The sequence below is a fragment of the Xylanimonas sp. McL0601 genome, assembly GCF_049852175.1.
Taxonomy (GTDB): Bacteria; Actinomycetota; Actinomycetes; order Actinomycetales; family Cellulomonadaceae; genus Xylanimonas.
Window position 1 is genome coordinate 1170758 of the sequence record NZ_CP187527.1, and the last position, 14424, is coordinate 1185181.

Sequence of the window (14424 nt, forward strand, 5' to 3'; positions counted from 1 at the left end):
TCAGGGGATCCAGGCGCACACGGCGAGGCCCGAGCCCTCGAGCGAGGCCGCGCCGGCGTCGTGCGCCACGAAGACCGACTGGCCGTGCGCCAGCTTGGCGCGGCTGCCGCTGGTCACGAGCTCGACCGTGCCGTCGAGGCAGATCACGGTGCGTGGTCCCGCCGCGGCGAGGGCGACGGGCTCGACGTCGTCGACGTCCGCGAGGGTCAGCGCGAACTCGCGCACCGGCGGGCGGAAGGTCACGGCCTGGCCCCGGGACCCGGTGAGCTCCTGGTGCGGGACCGCCGGCGGGCGTGGCTCGAACGAGGCCGCCTCGAACAGCGCCTTCTCGTCGACGTGCTTGCTGGTCAGGCCGGCGCGCAGCACGTTGTCGCTGCTCGCCATGATCTCGACGCCCAGCCCGGAGAGGTAGGCGTGGATCTCGCCCGCGGGGAGGTACACGGCCTCGCCGGGGTCGAGCGTGACGCGGTTGAGCAGCAGCGAGGCGATGGCCCCCGGGTCGCCGGGGTGCTCGGTGGCGAGGCGCAGGACGGTGGCGTCCGCGCGCTCGTACGGCGAGCCGGCGGCAGCGCGCGCGCGCACCGAGTCCACCGTCGCGGCGACCTGCTCCGGGCAGGTGGCGTCGGACCGCGCGGCGATGAGCCGCTGGAACGCGGCGCGGATGCCGCGGGCCGACCTGTCGAGAGCGAGCTCCTCGCGCACCGCCTCGACGAGCGGCCCCTGCAGCCCGGCCAGCAGCGACACGATGTTGCGCGGGTTGCGGAACCCGGCGAGCGCCTCGAACTGGGAGATGGCCACGAGCATCTCGGGCTTGTGCTGGTCGTCGTGGAACGAGCGGTGGGGGGCGTCCTGAGGTATGCCGAGGCGGTTCTCCCGGTTGAAGCCTGCGCGGGCCAGGTGAGGTTTCGGGTGAACTTGGAGCGACAGGGCACGGTCGGCCGCGAGCACCTTGAGCAGGTAGGGCAGGCGGGGGCCGAACTCGTCCGAGACCCGCTTGCCGAGCATGCCCTGGGGGTCGGAGCGCAGCAGCGCGTCGAGGGCGGCCCGGGAGCCGTCGGGGACCTGGGCGACCGAGGGCGCGTTCGGGTGCGCGCCGAGCCACAGCTCGGCGGCCGGAAGCCCGTCGGGAGCCTGGCCCAGCAGCTCGTGGATGCGGGTCGGCGACCCCCAGTCGTAGTGCTGGATCGTGTTCTCCAGCGGGTAGACCGTCTGCGCGATCCCCACGTGCGTCCCCGTCATCTCGCGGCCAAAGGTCGTCTCGCGGTCAAGCGTCGCACACGGCCCTGAAGGTCGTGCGGGACGAGCGCACCGTAGGCTGGCCGCGTGACGTTCGACCTCTCCACGATCATCAAGGCCTACGACGTCCGCGGCACCGTCCCGGACCCGTTCTCCCCGGCGGTCGCCGAGGCGGTCGGCGCCGCGTTCGCGCGCGTGGTCGTGCTGCCGGGAGCGTCCGACGACGTCCGGCCCTCGGCCGTCATCGGCAACGACATGCGCGACTCCGGCCCCGCGCTGGTCGAGGCGTTCGCGAGGGGGCTCACCGCGGCCGGTGTCGACGTCGTGCGCATCGGGCTCTGCTCCACCGACGGCCTGTACTACGCGTCGGGGGCGCGCAACGCGCCCGGGGCGATGTTCACCGCCTCGCACAACCCCGCGACGTACAACGGCATCAAGCTGTGCCGCCCGGGCGCGCGCCCCGTGGGCGAGGAGACGGGCCTGGCCGAGGTGCGCTCGCTCGCGCAGGACTTCCTCGACGAGGGCCTCCCCCCGGCGGTGGCGGAGCCCGGCACCGTGAGCGAGGTCGACCTGCTGGGCGAGTACGCCGCGTTCCTGCGCTCGCTCGTGGACCTCTCGGGGATCCGCCCGATCAAGGTCGTCGTGGACGCCGGCAACGGCATGGGCGGGCACACCGTCCCGGCCGTGCTGGGGACTGGCGCAGACCTGCCCGCGCTGCCGCTCGAGATCGTGCCGCTCTACTTCGAGCTCGACGGGTCGTTCCCCAACCACGAGGCGAACCCGCTCGAGCCGGCCAACCTCGTGGACCTGCAGCGTGCCGTCGTCGCGCACGGAGCCGATCTGGGCCTGGCGTTCGACGGCGACGCCGACCGCTGCTTCGTCGTCGACGAGAACGGGCGCGCGGTGTCGCCGTCGGCCGTGACCGTGCTGGTGGGGCTGCGGGAGCTCGCCAAGGAGCAGGCCGCCGGCCGCCCGGCGACGATCATCCACAACCTCATCACGTCGCGGGCCGTGCCCGAGCTGCTGGACGCGGCGGGCGCGACGACGGTACGGACCCGCGTCGGGCACTCGTACATCAAGGCGCAGATGGCCGAGCACGGGGCGGTCTTCGGCGGCGAGCACAGCGCGCACTACTACTTCCGCGACTTCTGGTATGCCGACACCGGCATGCTCGCCGCGATGCACGTGCTTGCGGCGCTGGGCTCGCAGCAGCACCCGATGTCGGCGCTGTCGGAGATGTACGAGCCGTACTCCGCGTCGGGCGAGATCAACTCCCGAGTGCCCGACGTCGCCGCGGCGCGCACCCGGGTGCTCCGCGCCTACCAGGCGGCCTACCCCGACCTTGAGCTCGACGAGCTCGACGGCGCGACCGTGTCGCACTGGGAGGGCCAGCCGCGCTGGTGGTTCAACCTGCGTGCCTCGAACACCGAGCCGCTGCTGCGGCTCAACGTCGAGGCCGTGGACGAGGACGTCATGGAGAAGGTGCGCGACGACGTTCTTGCACTCGTGCGCGCCGAGGACGAGGAGGAGCCGGCATGAGCCGCATCGACATCGACCCGTGGGTCCGCGAGATCCTGCGCTGCCCGGCGACGGGCGCCGAGCTGGTCGACGGCGTCGGCCCGAACGGCGAGCCGGAGCTGCACTCGACCGACCCCGAGCGCCCGCTGGCGTACCCGGTGCGCGAGGGCATCCCGGTGCTCCTGGAGTCGGACGCGCGCCCGCTCTCCTGAGCCCGCTCTCCTAAGCGGTCTCTGCGGCGCGGGGGCGCAGCATGGCGGTCGGCGCCCCGGGCACGGGGAGCTCGGCGCCAGCCTCGAAGCCGAAGCGCTCGTAGAGGCGGCGCGAGCTCGCGGTCGTCGCCTCGAGGTACGCGGGCAGCGGCTCGGTCGCGTCGATCGCGCCGAGCCGGTGGCGCAGCAGCGCCGACCCGGCGCCGAGGCCCTGGGCCCCGGGTGCGACGGCGATGTCCGCGAGAAACCAGTGCGGCACACGCGGCCGTGCGGCGTCGAACACGCGCTGCGTGCGCAGCGCCTGCGGCGCCTGCGATCCGACGGCGTGCAGCAGGCGGGGCAGCTCGCGCGTGATGGTCCACCAGCTCGCGGTCGGGTGCGGCCCCTCCCACGCGGCGACGCCGAGCACAGGGCCACCGGGGTGCTCACGCGCGACGTCGATCGCACCGCCGTGCAGCGGTCCGATCCGCAGGGCCGCGACGTGCAGCTCGGTCAGCCGCGCGAGCCGGTCGCGGCCCTCCGGGACGAAGGTGCGCAGCACAGGGTCGTCGAGCAGGGCGGCGGCGATGATCCCGGCGCACGTCACGACCTCGCTCGGGTGGGCCTGGTCGATGCAGACGGTCACGTCGGCCCCTCCGGGAGATGCCGCCCCAGCGATCTCCCTCGTTGGTGTGTTGCTCAAACAAGTTTGCTAGACGCGGATGCCCGCCGCGCGGCGGGTCGTACGGTTGGCGTGGACCGTCCAGCGCGGCACCCAGCGCGCCAGGGCCAGCGCCGCCGTCGGGCCGAGCGCGGCCGCGGCCCAGATGCCCGCGGCCAGCGACCCGAGCGCGGCACCCGCCGACACGACGAGCGGACCGGCCGCCGAGCCCGTGTCCTGCAGCACGCGCCACAGCCCCAGGAACTGGGCGCGGGCGTCCGCGGGCGAGGCGTCGGAACCCAGCGTCATGAGGATGCCCGAGCCGATGCCGTTGCCGAACCCGAGCAGCATCGACACGACGGTCAGGGACGCCACGCCGCCGGTGAACGGCAGCGCGAACAGCGCGATCCCCATGACGATCATCGACGGGATGGCGATCCAGTTGCGGCCCATCCGGTCCATGACCTTGCCGGCCGGGTAGAAGAGCAGCATGTCGACGCCGCCCGCGACGCCGAAGATCACCGACGTGACCGCCGGGTCCAGGCCCAGGTGCTCGCCCCACAGCGGGATCACCGTCTGCCGGGCGCCGCGCACGGCCCCGACCAGCAGGCACGCGACGCCCAGCGTCGCGAAGAGCGAGCGGTGGTCGCGCAGCACCGACCAGACCGTGGGGCGCGGGCCGGCGTCGGCGGCCGTTGCGCGCGCGACGCCGTGCGTGTCCTCGTCGCGCACGACGACGACGGTGACGGTGGCGGCGAGCGCGACCACCGCGCCGAGCCAGTACGCGCCGGCCAGCCCGCCGTGGGTGATGAGGAGCGCGCCCGCGAACGGGCCGACGAACTGCCCGATCCGGTGGACGCCGCCGAGCGTGGAGAGCACGCGCGCCCGCTTCAGCGGCGGCGTGATCTCCGTGAGGTACGAGTGCCGCGCCAGGTTGAACACGGCCTCTGACGCGCCGAGCACCAGCACGGCGACGGCGAGCTGCAGCAGGCTCGAGGCCAGGGCCGCGAGGACGAACGCGCCGGCGCCGACGACGCCCGCGATCACCATGGCCCTGCGGTCGCCCACTCGCGCGGCCAGGGCGCCGGCGGGGAGGTCCGCGGCGATCGTCCCGATGGGGAGCAGCGCGGCGACCACGCCGGCGACGGCGAGGCTCGAGCCCAGGCCGGTCGCGGTGGGCGCGATGACCGGCAGGAGGGCGCCGATGCCGACGTCGAACAGGAAGGCGGGCACGAAGGCGCCGAGCACGACGCTGCGGAGCGGGAAGAGCGGGGCATCGGTTGCGGCAGGCATCGGGATCATCATCCCCCCGCGCCGGGGATGCCTTTCTCGCCTGGGGCGAAGTCCAGAGGCGGACCGGGCTCTGCGTGCCTGTGGGCACGATCGCGTCGCCTCGTTCGGCTAGGTTCACGAGCGCCGACGGCGGTGTGCAGGTGCGATGAACGCCGGCAGCGCACACCCCGCCCTCGTTGCCGCCCGATGCCACCGGGTGACAGCTCCTCGTGAAGAAGGATCAGATGCCTGCTCTGCCTCGAAAGGCGTCGGCGCCGCGCCGGCCGTCGGGGCGTGGTGCCGCCCTGGCCACCACGCTCGCGCTCCTCGTCGTCCCCTTCCTGGGGGTCGCTCCGGCGTCCGCCGCCGACGTCGTCACTTCCGCGGTTGTCACCGATCCGTCGCGTACCGGTGCGCCTGTCGTGTCCGGCACGGCTCGCGTCGGCGAGACGCTCACCGTGAACCCGGGCGTCTGGACGCCCGAGGCGGCGCTCACGTACCAGTGGCTGGCAAACGGCGTCGTGATCGGCGGCGCGACGCAGGCGACCTACGTGGTCGGGGTGGCCGATCTGGGCAAGGCGATCGCGGTCCAGGTGACCGGGACGCTGTCGGGGTACGAGCCGACGTCCGCGACGAGCGTGGCGACGTCCGCTGTGAAGGCCGCGGTGTTCACGTCGGCCCCGACCCCGACGATCTCGGGGGCGGCGCAGGTGGGCAAGACGCTCACCGCGGTGCCGGGTACCTGGGCTCCGTCCGCGAGCTTCGCCTACCAGTGGTCCCGCAGCGGCGTCGCGATCACCGGGGCGACCAGGTCGACCTACGCGCTGGTGGCGGCTGACCTGGGCAAGACGATGACGGTCAAGGTCACCGCGACCAACGCCGGGTACACCTCGGTCGCCAAGACGTCCATGGCGACCGCCGCGGTCAAGGTCGGCACCTTGACCGCGCCTGTCCCGATCCTGGCCGCGACGGTGCGCGTGGACACCAAGGTGACCGCGAGCGTGACCGGTTGGACCCCGGGCGCGACGCTGACCCGCCAGTGGTACGTCGACGGCAAGGCGATCGCCGGGCAGGTCGGCAGCGTCTACACGCCGCGCGCGGCGGACCGCGGCAAGACGCTGACGCTCCGCGTGACAGGCAAGCAGACCGGCTACACGACGGTGACGAAGGCGAGCGCCGGCAAGGTCGTCGGGTACGGCGCCTTCACGACGGCGCCGACCCCGAAGATCACCGGGACCCTGCGCGTAGGGCAGACGCTCTCGATCTCGCGCGGCACGTGGTCGCCCGCGCCGAGCACGTACTCCTACCAGTGGCGGGCCAACGGCGTGGCGATTGCCGGGGCGACCGGGGCGACATTCACGCTCACCCCGGCGCAGCGCGGCAAGACGATCTCGGTCGCGGTGGCGGGTCGCCGGACGGCGTACTCCACGAAGACGGTCGTCAGCGCGTCGACCGCGGCGGTGGTGCAGAACTTCACGGCCTCCCCGACGCCGAAGATCATGGGCTCGGCGCTCGTCGGATCGACGCTCACGGTCTCGCGGGGCACGTGGTCGCCGTCGCCGTCGTTCGCCTACCAGTGGAAGGCCGACGGCGTCGTCATCGCGGGGGCGACGGGTACGTCGCTCAAGCTGACCTCCGCTCACTTTGGCAAGGCGATCACGGTGACGGTCACCGGCAAGGCCGGCGGCTGGGTGACGACCGCGCGCACCAGCGCCGCCACGGCACGGGTGACCACGCTCAGCGTGGCAGGAACCGGGGGATACGACTGCCCGGCGGGTTACCCGATCAAGGGCAACGCCGGCAGCGGGATCTACCACGTCCCCAGCGGGCAGTACTACGCCGTGACCAAGCCGGAGCAGTGCTTTGCGACCGAGGCGGCGGCCGTGGCCGCGGGCTACCGCAAGTCGCAGAGGTGACCCGGGTACCTGAGCGAGGGCGGCCCCGCTGGGTGATTTCTGGGAGTCTCACGGTCGATTCGCTCTATATGCCCGACATTGCGACCATCCGTCCGCTAGGTTCGCGCTGCTCTATCTCCGCGCCTGCGTGCGCTGGCCGGTTCCGTGTGCTCGAAGAAGGACGCAATGAGTGCTCTGCTGAAGATGCGAGCGACGGCCTGGGCCGCCGCGGTCGCACTTGTCCTGGTGCCGCTTGCCGGGGTCGCCCCCGCCGCGGCTGACGACGTCCCGCCGACAGCCGAGACCGCGGCGCAGGTCGCCGGTACGCCGACGATCTCCGGCACGCCACGCGTCGGTGAGGTGCTGACGGTGGACCCGGGCGTCTGGACGCCTGAGGCTGCCTTTGCCTACCAGTGGGCGCGCGACGGCGTGGCGATCGCCGAGGCGACCGGGGCGACGTATGCGCTGACGGCGGCCGACGCCGGGACGAGCCTCACCGCGACCGTGACCGGGACGGTGGATGGCCTGGAGCCGACGGTCGTGACCTCGGAGCCGACGGCGACGGTCGAGCTCGGCCTCTTCGCGTCGTCGGCGGAGCCGACCGTCGAGGGCACCGCTCAGGTCGGCGCCATGCTGACGGCCACGACCACCGATTGGACTCCTGCCGCGACGTTCGCCTACCAGTGGCTGCGCGAGGGCGTCGCGATCGAGGGTGCGACGGCGAGCACCTACTCCCTCGTCCCCGGGGACCTCGGCGCTGCGATCTCGGTCCGCGTGACCGGTTCCGCAGACGGCTATGAGCCGCTCGACCAGACCAGCCCCGCGACCACCCCCGTCAGCGCGGCGTCGTTCGTCACGACTCCGGTGCCGACGATCGCCGGCACCGCACAGGTCGGCAGGACGCTCACCGCGAACGCGGGGACCTGGTCGCCCGCCGCGACCTTCACCTACCAGTGGTACCGCAGCGGCGCGGCGATCTCGGGCGCGACGAAGTCGACCTACGCGCTGGCCTCCGCGGACCTCGCGAAGTCGATCACGGTCCAGGTGACCGGCACCGCGGCCGGCTACACGTCCACGGCCAGGACCAGCTCCGAGACGGCGCCGGTCGTCGCCGGCACCATCACGCCGACGGTGCCGACGATCTCGGGCACCGCGCAGGTCGGCAAGACCCTCACCGTGGTCCCGGGCACGTGGTCGCCCGCCGCGACCTTCACCTACCAGTGGTACCGCAGCGGCGCGGCGATCTCGGGCGCGACGAAGTCGACCTACGCGCTGGCCGCCGCCGATCTCGGCAAGGCCATCACGGTCAAGATCACCGGTGCCAGCGCGGGCTATACGACCGTGGCGAAGACCAGTGCCGCGACGGCTGCGGTCAAGGTCGGCGCGCTCGCCGCGCCCGTGCCCGTGCTGTCCGCCCCCCGCGTGGGCGCGAAGACCACGGTCGCGCTGGGTGCGTGGACCGCGGGCACCACGTTCACGTACCAGTGGTTCATCGGCGGCAAGACGGTGACCGGCACGCGCGGTACGTACCCCAACCTCATCCCGTCCGCCGCCGAGCGCGGCCTGACGATCACGGTCAAGGTCACCGGTACGAAGGCCGGGTACACGACCGTCGGCCGTGCGGCCGCCGGCAAGACCATCGGGTACGGCGTCTTCACCGCCGCGACGCCGAAGATCACGGGTACCGCCAGGGTCGGCCAGACGCTCACCGTCTCGCGGGGGACGTGGACCCCGGCTGCCAGTGCATACACCTACCAGTGGCGCGCCGAGGGCACCGCGGTCGCAGGGGCGACCGGCACGTCGTTCAAGCTGACATCGGCTCAGCGTGGCAAGACCATCACGGTCACCGTCACGGGCAAGCTGACCAGCTACGCGACGAAGGCGGTGACGAGCGCCGCGACCGCCGTCGTGCTGCAGGCCTTCACCACGACGCCGCTGCCCACGATCAGCGGCACGGTGGCTGTCGGGAAGACGCTGACCGCAACGCCCGGCACGTGGACCCCGGCGGCGGCGTTCGCCTACCAGTGGCGGGCGAACGGCGTTGCGATCGCCGGGGCGACCGGCGCGACGTTCACGCTCACCGACGCACAGTGGGGCAAGACGATCACGGTCCTCGTGACCGGGCGTCGCACCAACTACGTGACGACCCCCCGGACGAGCGCAGCGACCACAGTCGTCGTGAAGAGCTTTTCGGCATCGCCGGCGCCGACGATCAGCGGCACGGTGCGCGTCAGCTCGACGCTCACGGCGGTGAACGGGACCTGGTCGCCGGCGGCCACGTTCACCTACCAGTGGAAGGCGAACGGCGTCGCCATCGCCGGGGCGACCAGCAGCACCTTCAAGCTCACCACGGCGCAGTACGGCAAGACGATCACGGTCTCGGTCTCCGGCAAGGCGACCAACTACGCCACGGCGACGCGGACCAGCGCTGCGACTGCCGCAGTGCTCTGGCCGGTCGGCATCTCGACGCCGAAGATCACGAGCCAGCCGGTCGAGGACATCACCATGAGCGGTGAGGCGGCGACCTTCGAGGTGGTGGCGACCGGCGGTGGTCTTAGCTACCAGTGGCAGGTGAGCGCCGACGACGGCAAGACGTGGACGAACATGGCCGGCAGGACGGCGTCGACGCTGACCTTCACGACCCGGTCGTCGTACTCCCTCAACCAGTACCGGGTCATCGTCAAGAACATGGTCAAGTCCGTGACCAGCTCGGCCGCGGACCTGTACGTCAACTCCACGCTCGCCGACCCGTACAAGCCCAACAAGACGGCCATCCAGATGAACTGGGCCACCTGGACCGGCCCCTCGGGCCGGTGGGCCTACGACAGCACCCGGGACGTGGTCGCCGCGTACGCCACCGCCTGCTACTTCGGCGACGGATATGCCTCGCCCTCGACGGATCTGGCCTTTGCGTACATCGGCTCGAACGGCACGGCCTACGCCAGCGCGCGCGGGTTCGGTGACGATGACATCTGGACCACCTCGTCGGTGTCTTCCAACGGGTGTGTCGACTTCGCGGTCTACGCGTTCGTGCCGCGGAGTGTCGTGGCGGGCGGTGTCTGGCGCGTCACGGACTCGTCCGAGCCGGAGGTGTACACCGACGTGCAGTACGTCGACGGAGCCTGATATCGAGGCCACCTGACCCACCCGACCCGGCCCCGGCCGGGCGGCAGTGAACGTACTGCCGCCCAGCCGGGGCCGTCAGTCGTAGTCCAGCGGGTGAGGTCTGTCCGACCCCACCCGACGGATGCCCTACATTTTCGACTGCCGCCCGAGCGGACCCTCCAGCGCTGCTGGAAAGCCGCTCGTCCGACTTTCCACCCCGGTCCCACGGGACCGGTGACTTCTCTCGAAGAGGACGAAGATGCCTGCTTCACCGCTCGGGCCCGTGCCCGGACGCCGGCCGTCCCTGCAGCGTGCCGCGGTCTGGGCCGCCACGCTCTCGCTCGCCGCCCTTCCGCTGGTCGGCGTCGGGCCGGCCGCTGCCGACGACGTCAACCCGCCTGCCGTCACGGTCGATGAGCCGACGCCGGAGCCGACGCCGTCGCCGACGGAGGCGACGCCGGAGCCCACGCCGTCGCCGACGGAGGCGACGCCGGAGCCGACGCCGTCGCCGACGGAGGCGACGCCGGAGCCCACGCCGACGCCGACGGAGACGATGCCGGAGCCCACGCCGTCGCCCACGGAGGCGACGCCGGAGCCCACGGTGGTCGTCGCGCCGGCCGCGCTCGCGATCGCCGGCGCCGCTCAGGTGGGTGCCACCGTCTCGGTGGACCCGCTGGCCGAGCAGTGGAGCCCCGCGGGCCTGACCTTCACGTACGCCTGGGCAGCCGCGACGGTGCCCGCGACGCTGGAGGAGGCGCCTGTCTTCGTGCCGGTCGGCGGCGCGACGAGCGCGTCCTTCGTCGTCACCCCTGACCTGCTGGGCAAGCTCCTCGCAGTCACGGTGACGGGCACGACGACGACGGGCGAGTCCGCCCGGCTGGTTGCCACGGGAACGGCGCCGGTCGTCAAGGGCGCCATCAGGAGCGCGCCGGTCCCGACGGTCTCGGGCACGCCGCAGGTCGGCAAGGCCCTGAAGGCCAACGCGGGCACGTGGACCCCGACGGCTTCGCTTTCATACCAGTGGTTCCGCAGCGGCGCGGCGATCAGCGGCGCGACGACGTCGACGTACACCCTGGCCGGAGCGGACCTCGCGAAGACCATCACGGTCGCGGTCACAGGGAGCGCGGACGGCTACGCGCCCCTGACGCGGACCAGCGCAGCGACGGCCGCGGTCGCGGCCGGCACGTTGACCGCGCCGGTGCCCACGCTGCCGACGACGGTGCGCGTGGGCGCCACCGCGAAGGTCACGCTGGGCACGTGGACCGCGGGCACGTCGTTCACCTACCGCTGGCTCGTGGGTGGCAAGGCGGTCACGTCGACCGCGTCCACGTACACCCCGGCGGCGGCGGACCAGGGCAAGACACTCGTGGTGCAGGTGACCGGCAAGCAGTCCGGGTACACCACGGTGACCAAGTCGAGCGCCGCCGGCGTGATCGGCGTCGGAAAGTTCACCGTGGCTCCGACGCCGACGATCACCGGTACCGTCCGGGTCGGGCAGACCCTGACGGTGCACGCCGGCACGTGGTCGCCCACGGCGACGCTCGCCTACCAGTGGCGTGTCAACGGCGTGGCGATCTCGGGCGCGAAGGCCTCGACGTTCACGCTGCCGACGACGGTGCGCGGCAAGCAGATCACAGTGACCGTGACCGGCACCCGCACGGGCTGGACCCCGACGGCGCGCACGAGCGCGGCGACCACCACGGTGGTGCAGTCCTTCGCGGCCGCGCCGACGCCGACGATCGTCGGCACGCGACGGGTCGGCTCGACGCTGACCGCCGTGCCCGGCACGTGGTCGCCGAAGGCGTCGTTCACCTACCAGTGGAAGGCGAATGGCGTCGCGATCGCCGGGGCGACTGCCTCGACGTTCAAGCCGGCCGCCGCCCAGCACGCCAAGACCATCACGGTGACCGTGACGGGCAAGGCGGCCGGTTACGTGACGACCGCCAAGACCTCGACCGCGACGACCGCGCTCGCGTGGCCGGTGGGCGTGAGCACCCCGGCGATCAGCGCGCAGCCGGAGTCGGTCTGGCTGAGCACCGGTCAGAAGGCGACGTTCACGGTCAACGCGGCCGGCGGGCAGCTCCATTACCAGTGGCAGTGGCGCATCGCCGGTAGCGCGGCCTGGACGAACTTGGCGGGTCAGACGTCGGCCACGCTGAGCTTCGGGGCGAAGTCGGCCACCACGAACCGGGAGTACCGGGTCGTCGTGTGGAACGTCGCGGGGACGAAGTACAGCGCGGTCGCGAGCTTGTTCGTGGACTCGTCGAAGGCGGACCCCTACCCGGCGAACACCGCGTTCATCGGTGACCTCATCGTCTCGGTGATCGACACGTCGGTGCAGGTCTCCGACGGCGGGGTGAACTACGTCGACACCTACATGACCGCGTGCTGGACCGACGACTCCATCACCGCCTCGCCGGGCGACTACACCTGGATCGACTACGTGGGCACCAACGGCGTGTCGTACGAGGCGAGCGGCGATCTGCTCCAGAGCCAGGACGGGTGCGAGGTCTACAAGATTCACGCGGCGGTCCCCGCGTCGGTGGACAACGGCGGCGTGTGGAAGGTCTCCGACTACTCGTCCTCGTCAAGCGACCCGATGGTCCAGTGGGTCAAGGGCTTGGCCTGATCACGGCGGCCTGACCCACCCTGATCCGGCCCCGGCCGGGCGGCAGTGCACGGCACTGCTGCCCGGCTCGGGGCTTCTGTCGTCGTACAGCGGGTGAAATTTGCCCGCTGTGCTGTGGTGCGACCGTCTGAGGGCCAATATGTGCCCTGGCCTGCACAGTCAGGGTCCGCTCGTTCTCGGAGGACGACATGTTTGCCCGACCGCAGGTCTCGGCTGCGTACCCGCGGCTCCGCTTGGTGCGCGCGATGGTGCTCGCCGCCGCGCTGTCCGTTGTCGCCACGCCGGTTCTGGGCGCTGGCCCTGCCGGCGCCGCGACGTCATCGGTGGCCCTACCGGCGACGGCGACCTTGACGGCGCCGATGCCGACGCTGCCGGCCGTCCGGGTAGGGGCGAAGATCGTCCCGACGGTGGGTGCGTGGACGGCGGGCACTGCACTGACCTACCAGTGGCTGCTGGACGGCAAGGCGATCGTGGGCGCGACGGCGTCGACGTACACGCCGCTCGCGTCGTCGTACGGCAAGACGCTCTCGCTCAAGGTGACCGGGCGGAAGACCGGGTACACCCCGGCCGCGCGCACGAGCGCCGGCGCGCACGTCAACGCGGGCATCTTCACCGCACCGACGCCGAAGATCTCGGGCGTCGCGCGCGCGGGGCTGGTCCTGACCGCCGTCCCCGGCACGTGGTCGCCCACTGCCTCGCTGACCTACCAGTGGAAGACGAACGGCGCGGCGATCGTGGGGGCGACGAAGTCCACGTACACGCTCACCTCCTCGCTGCGTGGCCGGACGGTCACGGTCACGGTCACGGGCAGGGCCTCCGGCTACACGACGGTCTCGAAGACCAGCGCCGCGACCGCGACGGTGCTGCAGTACTTCAAGACCGCCCCGATCTCGACCCTCACGATCATCGGCCCGAACCCCGGCCAGCCCACGGTCGGGTCCACGCTCAAGGCCCAGCCAGGGACGTGGTCACCCACGCCGACCTTCACCTACCAGTGGAAGGCCGACGGCGCCGCGATCACGGGCGCGACGGCCCAGACGTTCACACCGACGAGCGCGCTGGTCGGCAAGCGGATCACCGTCGCCGTGACGGGCAAGGCCACCTACTACGTCACGACCACGCGCACGAGCGGCACGACCCTGCCCGTGGTCTCGACGCCCACGATCACGACGCAGCTGAAGTCGGTGCACACAGCGGCGCCCATGGCCGTCAGTTTCACGGTCAAGGCGACCGGTGGCGACCTGGCCTACTCGTGGGTGATCAGGCGACCCGGCAGCTCGACGTGGGAGCAGCAGGGGACCAGCCCGACGCTCCAGCTGACGGCCGAGGCGGCGCTCAACGGTGCACAAGTGCGCGTCCGGGTCACGAACGGCGCCGGGTCGACGTACAGCTCGATCGCCACGCTCACCGTCGACTCGACCCAGACGAACCCGTACCCGGTCAACGTCTCGTTCGTGGTCGGGGAGGCCCGGGTCACCGTCAGTGCGGTCTCGACCACACCGGTCTGGGACGGCCTGACCTACAAGCTCGGCTACCTCAACGCGCGGGCGACGGCGACGGTCTGCCGGGCCGACGGGACCACTGGCTCGGCGGAGTCCCTCGTGTTCGCCGAGTACGTCGGCGTCGACGGGGCCCGATACTGGCCTTCGGCGGACGAGACCGACGTGCCGGGGACCGGTTGCCACATCTCGGTGTTCACGGTGGCCGACGTGCCCCAGGGCGGGACGTGGGGCTTCGTCGACCAGGTTCACAACATGGGCATCATCAACCAGTACGTCCAGGCGTCCTGACCGCAGCTCAGGCCGCCGAGGGGCGGAGCGACGCGGTCTCCAGCGCGCGCTGCACCGCTGTGCGCAGGGGCCGGCTCGCCCCTTCGGTAACGGAGTCAACCTGGGGCGGCGGCGCGACGGGTAGGTA

9 protein-coding genes are annotated in these 14424 nt (G+C 72.2%); 6 read left to right on the forward strand and 3 right to left on the reverse strand.

The features are described 5' to 3' along the window. The gene (gene manA / locus ACO4JP_RS05290) at positions 1–1239 is read right to left on the reverse strand and encodes a mannose-6-phosphate isomerase, class I (protein ID WP_425956338.1); all 1239 of its coding nucleotides are present in this window, start codon (positions 1237–1239) and stop codon (positions 1–3) included. Positions 1240–1323: 84 nt separating this feature from the next. Between manA and ACO4JP_RS05295 the strand changes: the two genes are divergently transcribed. Continuing rightward, entirely contained in the window at positions 1324–2775 is a 1452-nt protein-coding gene (locus tag ACO4JP_RS05295) for a phosphomannomutase/phosphoglucomutase (RefSeq protein WP_425956339.1), read from the forward strand. Then, positions 2772–2966: a Trm112 family protein gene (locus ACO4JP_RS05300; RefSeq protein ID WP_425956340.1), complete on the forward strand. Its 195-nt coding sequence runs from the start codon at positions 2772–2774 to the stop codon at positions 2964–2966. The genes ACO4JP_RS05295 and ACO4JP_RS05300 overlap by 4 nt, the downstream gene beginning before the upstream one ends. Before the next feature lie 10 nt (positions 2967–2976). Here ACO4JP_RS05300 and ACO4JP_RS05305 read toward each other — a convergent pair whose 3' ends face one another. Together ACO4JP_RS05305 and ACO4JP_RS05310 are read right to left on the reverse strand one after the other, a co-directional pair. Next, entirely contained in the window at positions 2977–3591 is a 615-nt protein-coding gene (locus tag ACO4JP_RS05305; RefSeq protein WP_425956341.1) for a GNAT family N-acetyltransferase, read from the reverse strand. Between the two features lie 66 nt (positions 3592–3657). Beyond that, entirely contained in the window at positions 3658–4899 is a 1242-nt protein-coding gene (locus tag ACO4JP_RS05310) for an MFS transporter (RefSeq protein ID WP_425956342.1), read from the reverse strand. Positions 4900–5123: 224 nt separating this feature from the next. Here ACO4JP_RS05310 and ACO4JP_RS05315 point away from each other — a divergent pair, with 224 nt between their 5' ends. The 4 genes from ACO4JP_RS05315 to ACO4JP_RS05330 all read left to right on the forward strand — a co-directional run bounded on the left by ACO4JP_RS05315 (position 5124) and on the right by ACO4JP_RS05330 (position 14297). Further along, positions 5124–6794: a hypothetical protein gene (locus tag ACO4JP_RS05315; protein ID WP_425956343.1), complete on the forward strand. Its 1671-nt coding sequence runs from the start codon at positions 5124–5126 to the stop codon at positions 6792–6794. Positions 6795–6959: 165 nt separating this feature from the next. Beyond that, on the forward strand, positions 6960–9899 hold the full coding sequence (locus ACO4JP_RS05320) for a hypothetical protein (protein WP_425956344.1): 2940 nt from the start codon (positions 6960–6962) through the stop codon (positions 9897–9899). A gap of 238 nt (positions 9900–10137) precedes the next feature. Continuing rightward, positions 10138–12507 (forward strand): hypothetical protein, encoded by a 2370-nt coding sequence (locus ACO4JP_RS05325; protein ID WP_425956345.1) that lies wholly within the window; start codon positions 10138–10140, stop codon positions 12505–12507. A gap of 188 nt (positions 12508–12695) precedes the next feature. Continuing rightward, a complete protein-coding gene (locus tag ACO4JP_RS05330) occupies positions 12696–14297 on the forward strand; it encodes a hypothetical protein (protein WP_425956346.1) in 1602 nt (533 codons plus the stop codon). Positions 14298–14424 lie beyond the last annotated feature (127 nt).

Excerpts from the sequence above, each read along its gene's own strand:
- manA (WP_425956338.1), bottom strand. The coding sequence starts at position 1,239 with ATGACGGGGACGCACGTGGGGATCGCGCAGACGGTCTACCCGCTGGAG.
- ACO4JP_RS05300 (WP_425956340.1), top strand. The coding sequence starts at position 2,772 with ATGAGCCGCATCGACATCGACCCGTGGGTCCGCGAGATCCTGCGCTGC.
- ACO4JP_RS05310 (WP_425956342.1), bottom strand. The coding sequence starts at position 4,899 with ATGCCTGCCGCAACCGATGCCCCGCTCTTCCCGCTCCGCAGCGTCGTG.
- ACO4JP_RS05315 (WP_425956343.1), top strand. The coding sequence starts at position 5,124 with ATGCCTGCTCTGCCTCGAAAGGCGTCGGCGCCGCGCCGGCCGTCGGGG.
- ACO4JP_RS05320 (WP_425956344.1), top strand. The coding sequence starts at position 6,960 with ATGAGTGCTCTGCTGAAGATGCGAGCGACGGCCTGGGCCGCCGCGGTC.
- ACO4JP_RS05325 (WP_425956345.1), top strand. The coding sequence starts at position 10,138 with ATGCCTGCTTCACCGCTCGGGCCCGTGCCCGGACGCCGGCCGTCCCTG.
- ACO4JP_RS05330 (WP_425956346.1), top strand. The coding sequence starts at position 12,696 with ATGTTTGCCCGACCGCAGGTCTCGGCTGCGTACCCGCGGCTCCGCTTG.